This is a genomic window from Pseudoalteromonas haloplanktis ATCC 14393 (genome assembly GCF_000238355.1).
Classification (GTDB): domain Bacteria; phylum Pseudomonadota; class Gammaproteobacteria; order Enterobacterales; family Alteromonadaceae; genus Pseudoalteromonas; species Pseudoalteromonas haloplanktis.
Genome location: NZ_AHCA01000001.1, coordinates 811,090 through 826,076 on the forward strand (window position 1 = coordinate 811,090; position 14,987 = coordinate 826,076).

The window sequence follows — 14,987 nt, forward strand, 5'->3', positions numbered from 1 at the left end:
AATTATTTTTTTGTTGGTTATTTACCCTAACACGCTTTAAGCTTAGTGTAGTTATTTTTTTATGCAAAGGCTGAATATGAGAATTTCAAGTATTATAGGTGTTTGTTTTATTTGTTTTATTTACTCAGTAAGCAGTTTTAGCAATACGCCAAAAACAACATTGCTACTCAATCCGCAACAAGCGATAGATCAACATTCAATTTGTTGGTATGAAGATAAACGCTACAGTGAAGGGGCTATTATTTTAATGGCTAATGTACGTGTGATCTGCACAGCAAAAACCCCAAGCCATAATAATAGTCCATTGACTTGGCTCATGCTCAATGAGCAAAATGAAATCATTTACCCAAGTATGCCTAAAACAATTCGAGTGAACTAATACCCACGCGCAGAACTAATTGGTATCAACGCCGGGTTACGCTACAATAGCGCGACTTTTAACAAACAATAGTGAATTATGAATCAACAAGCAAACAACCCATTACATGGTATTACACTTGAACAAATAGTCGTAAAACTCGAGCAGACTCTTGGCTGGAGAACAATGGGTGAGCACGTTGATATTCGCTGTTTTAAATCAGATCCGAGCGTTAAATCAAGCCTTAAGTTTTTACGTAAAACCCCTTGGGCCCGCAGCAAAGTAGAGCAATTATACTTAGATCACTGCGTAGACTCACAGGGACCAAGCGGTGGTTTTGTTTGGCCAAGTATTAAAAAGAAATAACTCGCGCGTTATTCTATCTGCTCTGTGCAGATCACTGCCAGTGATTGCGGAGTAATTTCAATTATGAGCTTATCGGCGCTTTTAACTTCGCCATCAAGCACGTATTTTATTTCCTCCGCTGCCGATATTTCAACACGACGCGCGTTAGTATGATGTGAATTAATAGCAAAATGCGCCTGAGTGATACTACTAAAGACTAATTCGGCAATACTTAACACATTGGCTGATGCGTCTTGGTTTGGTGTAAGCCAATTTACATCGAGTAAACCATCATAGTGATCGGGCTGTCCCCCGCCTTGTGCTAGTAATGTAGTAAAAGGAGCTGCATTAGCGACAATTAAGCTATTGGTATGTATTTGCTGTGGCTGATTATCATCAAGCTGTACAGTAAAGTCTTGAGCTTTTTGTTCACCTAAAGCCTGCCAAAACCCTTGTAAATATGCGAACTGACCAAGTTCATTTTTAGTATCACGATCAGCTTTTTCAATCATATGCTGTTCAAAACCAATGCCAGCTAACAGCAACATCAGCTCACCATTACAGTATGCAGTATCCATTAGCTTAGTCTGTCCGTCTATAATCAAGTCACAAGCTACTTCAACAGGGATCAGCTTAGACTTAATACCCATTAATACATGTGCCAACGCATTGGCCGTTCCCAGCGGAATAATACCGAGCTTGCAGTCACTATTAACGAGTACACTAGCAACTTCTGCCACTGTACCATCCCCACCACAAGCAATGACCATATCAGGGGATTCAGCGATAGCCTGTTTGGCCAGCACAATACCGTTTTGTTCTTGTGATGTGCAAAGTACTTTTAAATCATAATAAGCAGATAAGCGTGCAACAATTAGATGCTCTTTTTGTTGCCATAATTTAGTCCCAGAGACTGGGTTTGCAATTAACACCGCTTTATTTTTTATTAATAACTCACCACTTCTATGACGCTTAACAAGTTGACGTAATTGATGTTTATTTAAATTTGCTGTTGCTCGCGTTTCTTTTATTTGCGCCAGTACTTGATGTACATCAGCATTTTTATCCTGGCTCAATAAATAAGCGGCCATTACAAACACTGAGCGCCCACGCCCAAGAGCACAGTGCACCACAACTCGGCGGTCATTTTTGATATGATGGGCAATCCAATTAATTGCTTGATTTAACTGTGAAGACGTTGGCGCACGGTGATCAAGTACAGGGATATTTAAATAATTTATATTTTCTTGCGTTGATGACCATTCCAGTCCATCAAATTCACAAGTTACGTCTAAAATAGCCGTAATACCGTTATCTTTTAAACTATCAATATCTGAAGGGAACAAACGACAAGCAAGAAATAAATGCTCATTAATTTGCTGTAACGGCGGTACTTTATCCTGTTTTCGGCTCCACGCATTGTAGACTTGTGCGCCCAGTAAAAATGGAATAAATGCCCAGCGAATATAAAACGGAATAACGCCATTTTCACGTTTACGGAAGATTTTTGCGAGATTAAAAATATAGGCACCGCTAACCAGTAATAAAGACAGTGCAGCCCAATAAAACAAAACGGCAAAGTAACTAGGACTCACCTGCCAGCCCATAACAATAAATACAATTGCCAATACTAAATAGCTGATTGCTGCCCACATACCTATTCCTTTTTTTATTAGTTTTAGCGTATAGACAAAGCAATCTGTACGCCACTAACAGAGAAAAGTAAATTTATCTTACTTTTCATAACTTTAAACTATCACCTATTTAATACTGTGATTGCTTACTTTGTTAACATAAGTTATTTTTACACGCTTATACAACAAACTTACATAGTTAAAAGCATAGAGCATAAATTGCTACCAGCCATAAAAAAACCTAGCTTATAAATAACCTAGGTTTTTTTATGGTATTAGGGCTGCGCCGTTAAACGTCGATTTTAGTCAACCAACCATGCTTATCTTCTGCTTTGCCCCACTGAATATCATTCAACGCTTGGCGTAAACGCATCGTTGTTGGACCTGCTTCACCAGTGCCAACTTTATACTCTTTATTATTATGGATAAAAGTACCAACAGGAGTGAGTACCGCCGCCGTGCCTGATAACGCAGCTTCGGTGCCAGGTTTTGCAGCACGCTCTAATAACTCAGTCACGGTAAAGTTACGCTCCGATACTGTCATCCCTAAATCTTTAGCAATTGTTAGAATACTGCTGCGGGTAACACCGTGTAAAAATGTACTGTCGAGTGCTTTGGTAATGATCTCATTACCATCAATTAAGATAAAGTTTGCAGCACCGGTCTCTTGTACATCGCCACCAGGGCAAAATAAGATTTGATCGGCTTGATGTTGTATACGAGCTGCTGTGATCGGCGCTAATGCACTCGCATAGTTGCCACCACTTTTGATCATCCCCATATGAGGTGCACAGCGCATTCCATCTTCTTCTAACAATACTCGCAGAGCAGTCGCCCCACCAGCAAAGTAATCACCTACTGGCGATAATAATACATACAACAATGAGCTAAGTGAAGGAACAGCCGCTTTACCAATCGCAGCTTCGGTGCCGATATGAGTCGGACGAATATACATAGAGCCAGGTGGCAAGGGTGTTTCATCGGCATACTGACGCACAATATCAATAATCATCTTTTCAAGCATTTCGCCATCAACTTCAGGCAAGCTTAATAAATGCGAACTTTGCTTCATTCGTGCAATGTTAGCATCCATGCGGAAAATATAGACTGAACCGTCTTCATGGCGAAATGCTTTTAAACCTTCAAAACACGTACTTGAATAATGCAGAACATGTGCCCCAGCATGCAGTTCAATTTTATCTGAAGGAACAACTGAGCTTGCGCTCCATGCATTATCAGTAAAATGAGCTTGAATCATCTGCGGCATAAATACTGTACCGAATGCGGCCATTTTAATCTCTCTTATGTGGTCTATTTTTCCTCCATTGTATGACATTCATGCACCGTTTAACCATCACTAAAACAAGGCATTTACTATGAAAAGGTGATTTTTTTATGGTTTGCTCGAAGAAATAGTGTTTCTTGCTGAAATTGCAGTATGCAACACGCCTGAATGGATAAATAGTAAGCAATATTAATGTCAACTTAAAGTTGATCCTAGCAACTTGCTAAGCCGTATTTAGCTGCTAGGCTAAATGATGAAAAATAAAGTTAAGCCCTCATCATATTCGTTTTTTGCATCCACTTGACGTTATCAAACGTTTACTTAATGAAAAGAAAAATAGGAACTCTATGGAAACCGACGAATTGTTACCTTTGCTAAGCGCAACCGCTCAGGGCAATAAACAAGCATTTGCCAAACTATATAATGCGACTAGTCCAAAACTTTTTGCGATTAGTTTAAAAATGCTCAGTAATCGTGCTCATGCAGAGGAAGCATTACAAGATGCATTTGTAAAGATTTGGCATAACGCATCAGAATATCAAGTGACTAAAGGGACTGTGATCAGTTGGATGATCAGCATTGTTCGATACCGAAGCTTAGACTCATTGCGCTATCACAAGGTACGCAAAGAGCAGGCTTTAGATGACGACTATGCTAGCGCCGACGATATCAGTGATCTGCCATTAGAAGTTGATTATGAAGATGGCAGTAAACTCGTTGATTGCATAGAGCAACTAGATGAACAGCAAAAACAAGCGATCCACTTAGCCTATTACAAAGGCTTAACTCACAGCGAGTTAGTTGATCATATTGAGACCCCGCTTGGTACAGTTAAAAGCTGGATCAGACGTGGCTTGCAACAGTTGCAAAGGTGCTTAACGTTATGAATTATGACAACCAAAAACTCATCGATATGCTTGCTGCAGAGTATGTATTGGGCACCCTTAAAGGGCCTGCGCGCAAACGCTTTCAACGCTTAATGCTCACTTCTAATCGAGTCAGAGAAGCAACATGGATGTGGGAGCAGCACTTAAATAATTTAGCCAGTTCGATAAAATCAGAGCCACCAAGTGATGCTGTTTGGCAAATTATTTCTCAACGGATTGACGCTAAGCCAAGCATAGAAAAAGTCGTACCTGAATCTAATGTGATCAAACCAAAAGCGAGTATTTGGCAAGCATGGTCGTTAATCGCAACTGCGGCGAGTATTGTATTAGCATTAATTATTTGGCAACCGCAAGCGCCGCTACAACAGCAAACTCAGCAAATAGCTTTGTTTAAAGATGCATCAGAGCAGCCCCTTTGGTTTATTGATATTGATGAGCAGAATTTATCCATTAAAGCCAGCGACAAGCTGATTGCCAGAACAGACAAAGATTACGAATTATGGATGATTTTAAAAGGTCAAGACACACCTATATCGCTTGGTTTACTGCCGAAAAGTGGTGTTAAATCGCTATTAAAAGATAGTCGCTTTAATGCTCAAGACATTGCACTTTTAGCTATCAGTTTAGAGCCGATAGGTGGCTCACCCAATGGCCTACCTACTGAAGTTGTTTTCACAACTGAACTAATATTATTGTGAAGCCATAACTGAATACATTCCTACACTTTAGCCAGCGCAAGCTGGCTTTTTTATAACGCGGTTAAATAACAAGAAAATAAAAAATACTCTAAAACCACTCAAATCTGCACATTGAGTTTTACATTTAATTAAACTAATTTACGTTTCTTTGCATCCAATCGAATCTGCTAACCGTTATAGCTATGACCACTCTCTAAAACTAAAGGAAAAAGTCATGAAAGCTTTAACTCCATCAATATTAGCAGTTGTAGTATGCAGTACCTTAGTAAGCGCCCCAACTGAGGCGTCAAGCCACCGTGAAGCACCGAATATCAGCCGCTTTCCAACGTTAGATTCAACCGATTTTTATGCATTTAATAGCTATGAGCAAGGCCGTGGCGACTACGTTACGCTTATCGCCAACTACATTCCACTGCAAGATGGCTATGGCGGGCCAAACTACTTTGCAATGGACCCTGATGCCACTTATAGCATTCATATTGATAATGATGGTGATGCTGTTGAAGATATCACTTTCGCATTTAACTTTAAAAGTATGCTGCCAAATGAAAACCAAGGGGTGGCATTAACTGTAGGCCCTGAAGATAATCAACGTACAGTGGCAGTGCCATTGAAAAATGTTGGTGGGGTTGCTGCGGGTAACAATGCAGCGGTGAACTTTAGTGAATCATACACTATGACCATGATCACCGGTGAGCAGCGCACAGGCAGTAAAACCATGCTGACTAATACAATGACCAGCACTAATGAGTTTCATAAGCCGCTAGATTATATTGGCGATAAAACATTCTCATCAATGGATGGTTATAAAAGCTACGCAGCGCAATTTGTTTATCAAGTTGCCATTCCTGGTTGTGAGGGTATGGCAAAAGTGTTTGTTGGCCAGCGCAAAGACCCATTTGTGGTGAACCTTGGCAAAACCTTCGATTTGGTAAACTATGTACCTGTTGAAGGCGACAGTGCGCCAGGCGCCGGTGATGGTGAAGGTTTCCCTGGTGGCATCACCCAAGATGTAGCAAACGATGACTTAGCGGATAAAAATGTCACGGCTATTGCTGTCGAAGTACCTAAAACCTGTGTAACTGGTGAAGGTAATGGCACGATTGGTACATGGACTACAGCCAGCCTGCCTCAAGCGCGTATTTTAAACCCAAATGCTAAATTTGCTAGCAATGCTGCTAATGGTGGTGCATTAACTCAAGTCTCTCGCTTAGGAAATCCGCTTGTTAATGAGTTAGTTATTGGCTTGAAAGATAAAGATACGTTCTCTACCTCTGCACCTAAAGATGACGGACAATTTATTGACTACGTCACGCACCCATCTTTACCTGAGCTGTTAAACATTTTATTCAAAGATGCAGTTAACAGCACCTTAGGTGCCAACCTCGAAACGCTAGCACCGACTAATTTCCCACGTAATGATTTAGTTACTGCGTTTTTAACGGGCTTCCCGGGTGTAAATCAGTTAGCGACGGTAACCGGTGCGGAAATGTTACGTTTGAATACTGCAATCGCAGCAAAAGCGCAGGCAGATCAATCTGCCTTTGGTGTAGCAGGTGATGATTTAGCAGGTTTCCCAAATGGTCGTCGCCCTGGTGATGACGTGGTTGATATTGCACTTCGTGTGGTGATGGGTCGTCTATGTTACCCAATCCCAGTTAACGGTACTGACACAGATTTAGGCCTATGTACTTCTGATCAAGCCAGTGTTGGTAATGTACCGTTTACAGATGGTGCGCCACTTAACGCAACCATGATGGATGCAAGCTTCCCTTACTTAGCAACACCGCTTGCTGGGTCTAAATAAGGAGAACACTCATGCAACACTTTAAATTATCACACCTAGGGTTACTGCTTGCTGCGCTTACGCTCAGCGCCTGTAACGATGACGACAGTGACAAAGTCACTACGCCACCTAAAGTCAATAAAGCACCTACAGCATCCGCTGCTATGGTGACCACACAAACTGAAGTCGCAATTGCAGACATGCTTGAAGGCTCTGATCCTGAAGGTGACAACCTAACGTTTAGCTTAGTGACGGAACCAATGTTAGGCACAGTGGTAGTCAACAATGATGGCAGCTATACCTACACACCTAACCTTGAAACTACCGGTTCAGACAGCTTTACCTTTGCAGTAAGTGATGGTGTAAACAGCCAAGTAACAGCAATGGTCGATATTACCATCGAAGCACTAGAAGTGGATTTTGCGCAATTTGGCCGTGCTGCATTTAACCAAACTGCAACAGATAAACCATTGAGTGTAAATGGGCGGATATTCACCAACGCGGATGAACAAGCTAACTTTGATGAGCTATTAACAGATAATTAAGCTTTATTTCAAAAAACTTGCCGGCCACGGATGGCCATTTTAGGAGAACACTATGATCACTCGTGTGCTTATTTACATAACTTTAATCGTGCCTTTTCATATATGGGCTGAACCTTATATTCCTAGCGGTGAAACTGTAATTACTAAAGCACGTTCAACTAATATTGCTACACTCAGTACAAATGAACTCATGGCACTGCTACTTCGCAGTCAGCAAGTAGGACAAACAGAAACCAACCAAGGACTGCTAAAGGCACAACTGCATGAACGCTTTATACAATCACCAACAGCGGATATTGGTTACATGTATGCACGTGTATTACAGCGCGAGCACTTATTTCCAAAAGCATTATTAGTTACTCAAGAGGTGTTACAGCAACACCCTGATCATATTAATACACGGCTACTACGCGCTAATATGTTAATGGTACAAGGTAAATTTTCTGCAGCTAAAGAGCAGTGCTTGCAACTTGTGGGCCTGACAACAATCGATGTAGTTAACACCTGTGCGCTTGATGTATTAAGCCAAAATGGGCAATTAGCACAAAGTTACCAAAGCTTGAAAAATAGTAGTGTGCCGCACAAACAAAGTGATACTACACGCCATGTATTAGGCGAAATGGCACTTCGATTAAATAACCCAAAGGCCGCACTAAACCATATAAATACACTTTCTTTAGCTAACGCACCGGTAAGCCTGGTGGTGCTTTGGGCGGATATTCAGCTAGCTCTAGGTCATTATCAAAAAATACTTAATACCATCCCTTCACTAACGAATGATAATCAAAACCTAGAGGATGCACTGTTACTGCGCCTAGCAATTGCTGAACAAAACAATACAAAAAACCCACAAAACAACTGGCAAAAAATCATGGCGAAGCGTGTAGAGTTAAGAGAGTTACGTCAGGATGAGTATCATGCCAGTGATCTTGCTCGCTATTATTTAGATCTTAATAAACAGCCAGACAAAGCCTTGTACTGGGCAAAAGTTAATTGGCAGCACGCTAAACTTGAGTCTGACCAACAATTACTTAAACGTGCACAGGGAGCATCGCTATGAAACAGCTATTTATCATACTTCTCTATAGTGTTTTTTTTATGCTCAGTAATGTTGGGTATAGTCACCAACTCAGTACCAGTTACTTAAATTTAGACTTAGTTGAATCAAACGATGAAAAGCGTCACTTCACGGGGAGTTGGCAAGTAGAGCTGGCCGATTTAGAACAAGAAATTGCTTTTGACTTAAATGCAGATGGCTATATCACATGGCAAGAAATAACCGCAAAGCGAACGGCTATCGATACGTTTAGCGCAGCCTCATTAAATGCCACAACTCTAGATGAGCAGCCATGCACAATCTTTAGCAGCGCATCTTTAAAGCTTGATTCTCATTTTAATCAACCGTTTGTAGTGATCCCACTGAACTTTAATTGCGCCGCTGACAGTACTTTCACCCTTAGTTACAAGGCATTTTTTAACCTTGATGCAAACCATAAAGCAATAACCACTATAGAAAACCAAACTCGGGTGTTAAGTGCGGGATATTCTACGCAAACCTTTGACTTAACTGGCAGCAGTTATACCGAAACATTTACCCAATATGTTTATCAAGGCATATTGCATATTTGGATGGGCCCTGATCATATTTTATTTTTAATCGCACTATTACTAACCTGTGTATTGGTTCGCAAAAACAACACATGGCAAGGTATTGATTCGAAAATCGCTATTTTTAAGCACACAGCCTGGATTGTGACTGCATTTACGTTAGCACACTCAATTACGCTAACTGCAACAGCCATGGATTTACTCTCACCTAGTAGCCGCTGGGTAGAGTTAGGTATTGCTGTTTCTGTATTATTTGCAGCACTTAATAATATTTGGCCGCTCATACTGCGATTAGGCTGGATCACCTTTGGTTTTGGCTTGCTACATGGAATGGGGTTTGCCAGTGTATTGGGGGAGTTTGGTTTATCTAATGACTATCAATTACTTAGCGTGTTAGCCTTTAATTTAGGTGTCGAGGTAGGCCAATTGGCTATTTTAATTGTCGCACTGCCACTACTTATTTGGGCAAGAAACCACTCTTGGTATCAAAAATGGTTAATGCCTGCAGGTTCATTCGCGATTGCACTTATCGCCATGCAATGGTCAATTGAGCGGCTCTAGTGACTCAAAGGGCGTAAGTAATGTTTTCATCGCTGGACGTAATGCAACGAGTAACCCCGCTTTATTAATCGAAGGGTTAAGTGTTTTGCGTAATAACAGCCCGCTCATTACAGCAAACATCACTTCTATACGGCTGTCTATCTCAGCCATTGAGGCTAATTTTAACGGGCTCCTTTCACCAATCAGCAAGCTGCGCATTTTCTCTCGCGCCAGCTTGTCTGACTCTCTAAGTAATAGAGCTACTTTTTCATTACGGGCTGCTTCAGCTAGCATTTCTAAATCAAGTGCACCTTGATTTATATCAGTATGGCGCTCTACACCATTATCAAGTCCATCCAATAAAATGGTGACGAGATCACCTGGTTGATCCTCAAACTCTTGAAATATAGAAAACATTTCCTCCATATCTCGTTCGATAATAGACTCAATAATCGCTTCTTTACTAGCAAAGTAATTATAAATATGACCCGTGCTCATGCCCGCTGTTCTTGATATTTCAGCCATGCCTGCGCCATGATAGCCCTTACGCTTAAAGCAATCTGCGGCAGCTGCTAAAACTTGCTCCCTACGAGCATGTGCCAAAGCGGGATCTGTTTTTCTTTTGGTTTTGGTATTCATGGTGTCCTCGAAAAGCGCTGCTTTTCTTTTTTAACCTGATAAATTTAAACTAGTTTACATGATCTTAACTACTGGTCTGTTGCTATACAACTAAAACCATGCAAACTAGCTTTAAAATAAGCCAATACAAGCGTTATTCAGAACGCTGCCAGCCACCACCTACAGCCTTGTACAAGCTTATTTGACTGGCAATAAATGCTTTTTTCCCAGTGATCAACTGCTGCCCTGCACTCACCCAGTTTCTTTGGGCATCGAGTACTTGTAGATAACTGTCCGCCCCTTTTTCAAATCGAGCTTGCGACAGAGTAAACGTTACTTGATTGCTATTATAAAGCTCTTCAAGCGCTGCCAACTGTTGCATATACCCTTCTCTGTCAGCCAACGAATCTGAAACTTCTTTAAAAGCCTGTTGAATGGTCTGCTCATAGGTCGTTAAAGCAATTTGTTGCTGCGTTTGCGCCACATCTAAATTAGCTTGATTTCGACCCATATTAAAAATAGGCAAATTAATGGATGGCACAAAACTCCAAGTCCCAGAGCCAGATGAAAACAAGTTATCTAGCTCGGCCGATGCAGTACCGGCATTTGCTGTCAGGCTTATACTAGGAAAAAACGCGGCTTTTGCTACACCTATATTGGCATTTGCTGCTAGTAAACGATACTCAGCCGCTTTAATGTCTGGGCGTTGCTCCAATAATTCAGATGGCATACCAACCGGCACTGCGGGAAAGTTTAAAACTTCATCTAAACTCTCAACAGGCAGTAAATCAGGCTCTACAACTTGGCCAACCAATAAATCCAATGCGTTTTTATCGCGTTTTAATAAACGCTGATAATTAGCAATATCCACTTTGGCAGTAGCAACCGTACTTTGCACTTGGGCAAGGCTGAGTTTAGACGCCGCACCAAGTGCATAAGTTTTTTCCATTAGATCCAATGACTCTTGCTGACTTGTAAGCGTCTCATAGGCAAGGGCTAACAATTCTTTGTCCGCCGCATAATTGAGCCATGCATTCACCAGCTCAGAAATTAAACTAATTCTTACACTGGTTTGTGTTTGCTCTGAGGCATATAAAGTCTGTAAAGCTTGATCTGATTGATTACGAACCTTACCCCACAAATCTAACTCGTAAGCAGTCATCCCCACTGTAGCTGAATAACTTTCGCTTATATTTGCACTCCCCGTTGATGATAAATCCGCAGGCAGGCGCTGACGCGTCCCCGAAGCTGAAAAATCAATCGAAGGGTATAAAGCTGAGTCTTCAATTTGGTACAAAGCTCTTACTTGCTGCACATTAAGTGCAGCGAGTTTGATATCTTTATTATGGATTAAGGTCTGTTCAATTAGAGCTTGTAGTTTTTCATTATTGAAAAACTGCTGCCATTTTAAATCAGCAACATTACCTTGCCCAGCTTCCACTGCGTAATTATCAGGTACTGGTAATGGAATGTCTTCAAGCTCTGGGGCCATCTGACACGCGCTTAGTACCAACACACTCATGCTTGCTAGGCTCAATGCTTTAAACTTCATTTGCTTGCTCCTGCGCTACAGCCTTGTGTTTGCCAGGAAAAACTCGTCTGACTAATACAAAGAACAATGGTACAAACACCACCACAATAATTGATGACGCAAGTGTGCCACCAATAACAGAGATACCCAGCGCATTTTGCGCACCAGAACCTGCACTTGAAGCAATAGCCAGTGGCAATACGCCGCAAATAAACGCCATCGATGTCATCATGATAGGACGAAGACGTAACCGTACTGCCGCAATTGCAGCCTCAACTAGGCCCATTCCTTCATCCATTTTATGAATAGCAAATTCAACAATCAAAATAGCATTTTTAGATGCAAGCCCGATGGTCGTTAATAAACCGACTTGTAAGTAGATGTCATTCGATAAATTAGCAACAAAGGCCGCCATTGCAGCACCAAACACCCCTAAAGGTACAATCATCATTACTGCAGCTGGCACTGACCAACTCTCGTAAAGCGCCGCCAAACATAAAAACACCACCAGTAATGATAACGCATACAGCATTGGAGCTTGGCCACCACTTAAACGTTCTTCGTATGAAATACCCGTCCACTCAAACGCTATACCTGATGGCAACTGTTTAACTAGTTTCTCCATTTCATCCATCGCTTGACCAGTACTGTAACCAGGCGCTGCTGAGCCTTGAATTTCCATTGCTGAAAAACCATTATAACGTTCAAGACGAGGAGAACCATAAGTCCAATATGACTGAGCAAATGCTGTAAATGGCACCATCTCACCACTGCTATTGCGTACATACCATTTATCTAAATCTTCTGGCACCATACGTGACTCAGGTGTGCCTTGTAGGTAAACTTTTTTCACACGGCCACGGTCAATAAAGTCATTGACATAACTACTACCCCACGCTGTAGACAGAGTATTATTGATATCAGCCTGTTTAAGGCCCAGCGCTTCTGCTTTGGCTAAATCAATATCAAGCTCCAGCTCTGGTTTATCTTCTTGACCATTGGGACGTACACCAGCGAGCACTGGGCTTTGTGCAGCCATGCCCAACAACATATTACGCGCTTCGAGTAGCTTATCGTGACCAAGCCCTACACGATCTTGTAAAAACATAGTAAAGCCATTAGCAGTACCCAGTTCTACAACCGCAGGTGGTGGGAAGGCAAACACAAACGCTTCTTTTATGGTTGAGAAATAGCCCATGGCTTTACCTGCAACCGCACCCACTGATAAATCATCGCGTTGACGTTCATCCCAGTGTTTTAAACCAACAAAGCCAATCGCCGCATTTTGACCAGATCCTGCAAAACTAAAGCCTGTAACACTAAACACTGAACGTACCGCTTCAGATTGATCTTCTAGGAAATGCTTTTCCATTTTTTCCACAACTTTGAGCGTTTGCTCCGTTGTCGCACCCGCAGGTAAACTTACTTGGTTAAACAAAATGCCTTGGTCTTCGTCTGGTAAAAATGCAGAAGGTAATTGTGAAAAGATAAACACCATACCGCCTACAATTAAGCCATAACATAAAAGGTAACGTTTGCTGTGTTTGATCATGCGCCCAACAAAGCTTTGCGCACCACTATTAGTTTTATCAAAGCCGCGGTTAAAACCAATAAAGAAACGACCAAACAATGACTTGTCATTATGAACGTGACTTGGCTTTAACATAGTTGCACACAATGCTGGGGTTAAAATAAGTGCCACTAACACAGATAAACTCATCGCAGTGACTAAAGTCACCGAAAACTGACGGTAAATTACCCCAGTTGAACCCGCAAAGAACGCCATCGGTACGAATACTGCCGACAACACCATCGCAATACCCACCAATGCCCCTTTGATTTCATCCATTGATTTACGTGTTGCTTCAAGCGGTGACAGCTTCTCTTCAGTCATTACCCGCTCTACGTTTTCCACCACAACGATGGCATCATCCACCAGCAAGCCAATCGCTAACACCATGGCAAACATGGTCAAGGTATTAATTGAGTAGCCCAATACTTGCAACACAGCAAACGTCCCTAGCAAAACCACAGGTACGGCAATGGTCGGAATTAGCGTTGCTCTAAAGTTTTGTAAAAACAGATACATAACCAAAAATACCAACACAACGGCTTCAATTAATGTACTGACTACTTTTTCAATTGATAAAGATACGAATGGCGTTGTATCGTAAGGCACAACACTGGCTAAACCTTCCGGGAAAAATGGCTCTAACTCAGCTAATGCAGCTTTTACTCCAGCGGCTGTATCAAGCGCATTTGCACCACTTGCCAGTTTTACCCCTAATCCAGAGGCGGGTTTACCATTAAAACGGGCAACAACACCGTAATTTTCACCACCGAGTTCAACTTTAGCTACGTCGCCTAGACGCACAACCGAGCCATCTGGATTGGTCTTTACAAAAATATCTCTAAATTGATCTGGGGTTTGCAAACGACTTTGTGCCGTCACTGTGGCATTTAACTGCTGACCCGAAATAGCCGGTAACGCACCTAATTGGCCAGCTGATACTTGCGCATTTTGCGCGCTGATCGAAGCACTAACATCAGACGGTGTCAGTTTATACTTTTGCAGCATATTAGGATCAAGCCAGATACGCATCGCATATTGCGAACCAAATAGCTGTACTTCGCCTACCCCATTAACCCGCGAGACAATGTCTTGCACGTTCGATGCAACATAATCACCAATGTCGATGTTATTCATGCTGCCATCTTCAGATACAAAACCAACCACCATTAAAAAGTTACGGGCAGATTTAGCCACCGATACACCTTGGCGCTGCACTTCTTGCGGTAATAATGGCGTTGCTAAAGCAAGTTTGTTTTGCACTTGAACTTGTGCGATATCAGGATCGGTATCAGCATCAAACGTCAGCGTTAACGTGGCTGAGCCGTTTGATTCCGACGTTGATGACATATATAACAGGCCATCCAAGCCTTTCATTTTTTGTTCAATAACTTGTGTTACCGTATCCTCTAAAGTACGCGCTGATGCCCCAGGATAATTTGCTTGAATGCTAATGGCTGGCGGCGCAATAGAAGGATACTGAGCAATAGGTAGCCCTTTGATTGCAAGTATACCCGCCAACATAACTACAATGGCCAATACCCATGCAAAAATAGGCCTGTCGATAAAAAATCGTGACATT

13 protein-coding genes are annotated in these 14,987 nt (G+C 41.8%); 8 read left to right on the forward strand and 5 right to left on the reverse strand.

From position 1 onward, the window contains the following. Positions 1–76 precede the first annotated feature (76 nt). Both PHAL_RS0103320 and PHAL_RS0103325 read left to right on the forward strand, forming a co-directional pair. Positions 77–379: a DUF1496 domain-containing protein gene (locus tag PHAL_RS0103320; protein WP_016706996.1), complete on the forward strand. Its 303-nt coding sequence runs from the start codon at positions 77–79 to the stop codon at positions 377–379. 78 nt (positions 380–457) lie between these two features. Beyond that, positions 458–724 (forward strand): VF530 family protein, encoded by a 267-nt coding sequence (locus PHAL_RS0103325; RefSeq protein WP_016706997.1) that lies wholly within the window; start codon positions 458–460, stop codon positions 722–724. A gap of 8 nt (positions 725–732) precedes the next feature. Here PHAL_RS0103325 and PHAL_RS0103330 read toward each other — a convergent pair whose 3' ends face one another. Both PHAL_RS0103330 and PHAL_RS0103335 read right to left on the reverse strand, forming a co-directional pair. Next, entirely contained in the window at positions 733–2,358 is a 1,626-nt protein-coding gene (locus tag PHAL_RS0103330; RefSeq protein WP_016706998.1) for a diacylglycerol kinase family protein, read from the reverse strand. A 268-nt stretch (positions 2,359–2,626) separates the two neighbouring features. Further along, positions 2,627–3,628 carry a branched-chain amino acid aminotransferase gene (locus PHAL_RS0103335; protein ID WP_016706999.1) on the reverse strand — a complete coding sequence of 334 codons (1,002 nt, stop codon included), beginning with the start codon at positions 3,626–3,628 and terminating at the stop codon, positions 2,627–2,629. Between the two features lie 341 nt (positions 3,629–3,969). Between PHAL_RS0103335 and PHAL_RS0103340 the strand changes: the two genes are divergently transcribed. The 6 genes from PHAL_RS0103340 to PHAL_RS0103365 all read left to right on the forward strand — a co-directional run bounded on the left by PHAL_RS0103340 (position 3,970) and on the right by PHAL_RS0103365 (position 9,707). Then, positions 3,970–4,509: a sigma-70 family RNA polymerase sigma factor gene (locus PHAL_RS0103340; protein WP_016707000.1), complete on the forward strand. Its 540-nt coding sequence runs from the start codon at positions 3,970–3,972 to the stop codon at positions 4,507–4,509. Continuing rightward, positions 4,506–5,207, forward strand: coding sequence for an anti-sigma factor (locus PHAL_RS0103345; RefSeq protein ID WP_016707001.1), 702 nt, complete (start codon positions 4,506–4,508; stop codon positions 5,205–5,207). The genes PHAL_RS0103340 and PHAL_RS0103345 overlap by 4 nt, the downstream gene beginning before the upstream one ends. A 214-nt stretch (positions 5,208–5,421) precedes the next feature. After that, on the forward strand, positions 5,422–7,014 hold the full coding sequence (locus PHAL_RS0103350) for a DUF4331 domain-containing protein (protein ID WP_016707002.1): 1,593 nt from the start codon (positions 5,422–5,424) through the stop codon (positions 7,012–7,014). Between the two features lie 11 nt (positions 7,015–7,025). Continuing rightward, positions 7,026–7,538 (forward strand): Ig-like domain-containing protein, encoded by a 513-nt coding sequence (locus tag PHAL_RS0103355; protein WP_016707003.1) that lies wholly within the window; start codon positions 7,026–7,028, stop codon positions 7,536–7,538. 52 nt (positions 7,539–7,590) lie between these two features. Continuing rightward, complete coding sequence (locus tag PHAL_RS0103360; RefSeq protein WP_016707004.1) at positions 7,591–8,598, forward strand: hypothetical protein; 1,008 nt, start codon at positions 7,591–7,593, stop codon at positions 8,596–8,598. Next, a complete protein-coding gene (locus PHAL_RS0103365) occupies positions 8,595–9,707 on the forward strand; it encodes a HupE/UreJ family protein (protein ID WP_016707005.1) in 1,113 nt (370 codons plus the stop codon). The genes PHAL_RS0103360 and PHAL_RS0103365 overlap by 4 nt, the downstream gene beginning before the upstream one ends. Here the strand turns inward: PHAL_RS0103365 and PHAL_RS0103370 are convergent. From PHAL_RS0103370 to PHAL_RS0103380, 3 genes are all read right to left on the reverse strand, one after another. Further along, positions 9,690–10,325: a TetR/AcrR family transcriptional regulator gene (locus PHAL_RS0103370; RefSeq protein WP_016707006.1), complete on the reverse strand. Its 636-nt coding sequence runs from the start codon at positions 10,323–10,325 to the stop codon at positions 9,690–9,692. The two genes, PHAL_RS0103365 and PHAL_RS0103370, sit on opposite strands and share 18 nt — an antisense overlap. 133 nt (positions 10,326–10,458) lie before the next feature. Beyond that, the gene (locus PHAL_RS0103375; RefSeq protein ID WP_016707007.1) at positions 10,459–11,856 is read right to left on the reverse strand and encodes an efflux transporter outer membrane subunit; all 1,398 of its coding nucleotides are present in this window, start codon (positions 11,854–11,856) and stop codon (positions 10,459–10,461) included. After that, positions 11,846–14,986, reverse strand: coding sequence for an efflux RND transporter permease subunit (locus tag PHAL_RS0103380; protein WP_016707008.1), 3,141 nt, complete (start codon positions 14,984–14,986; stop codon positions 11,846–11,848). The genes PHAL_RS0103375 and PHAL_RS0103380 overlap by 11 nt, the downstream gene beginning before the upstream one ends. Position 14,987: the final 1 nt, after the last annotated feature.

Coding starts and splice junctions, on each gene's coding strand:
- PHAL_RS0103320 (WP_016706996.1), top strand. CDS start 77: ATGAGAATTTCAAGTATTATAGGTGTTTGTTTTATTTGTTTTATTTAC.
- PHAL_RS0103325 (WP_016706997.1), top strand. CDS start 458: ATGAATCAACAAGCAAACAACCCATTACATGGTATTACACTTGAACAA.
- PHAL_RS0103330 (WP_016706998.1), bottom strand. CDS start 2,358: ATGTGGGCAGCAATCAGCTATTTAGTATTGGCAATTGTATTTATTGTT.
- PHAL_RS0103335 (WP_016706999.1), bottom strand. CDS start 3,628: ATGGCCGCATTCGGTACAGTATTTATGCCGCAGATGATTCAAGCTCAT.
- PHAL_RS0103340 (WP_016707000.1), top strand. CDS start 3,970: ATGGAAACCGACGAATTGTTACCTTTGCTAAGCGCAACCGCTCAGGGC.
- PHAL_RS0103345 (WP_016707001.1), top strand. CDS start 4,506: ATGAATTATGACAACCAAAAACTCATCGATATGCTTGCTGCAGAGTAT.
- PHAL_RS0103350 (WP_016707002.1), top strand. CDS start 5,422: ATGAAAGCTTTAACTCCATCAATATTAGCAGTTGTAGTATGCAGTACC.
- PHAL_RS0103355 (WP_016707003.1), top strand. CDS start 7,026: ATGCAACACTTTAAATTATCACACCTAGGGTTACTGCTTGCTGCGCTT.
- PHAL_RS0103360 (WP_016707004.1), top strand. CDS start 7,591: ATGATCACTCGTGTGCTTATTTACATAACTTTAATCGTGCCTTTTCAT.
- PHAL_RS0103365 (WP_016707005.1), top strand. CDS start 8,595: ATGAAACAGCTATTTATCATACTTCTCTATAGTGTTTTTTTTATGCTC.
- PHAL_RS0103370 (WP_016707006.1), bottom strand. CDS start 10,325: ATGAATACCAAAACCAAAAGAAAAACAGATCCCGCTTTGGCACATGCT.
- PHAL_RS0103375 (WP_016707007.1), bottom strand. CDS start 11,856: ATGAAGTTTAAAGCATTGAGCCTAGCAAGCATGAGTGTGTTGGTACTA.
- PHAL_RS0103380 (WP_016707008.1), bottom strand. CDS start 14,986: ATGTCACGATTTTTTATCGACAGGCCTATTTTTGCATGGGTATTGGCC.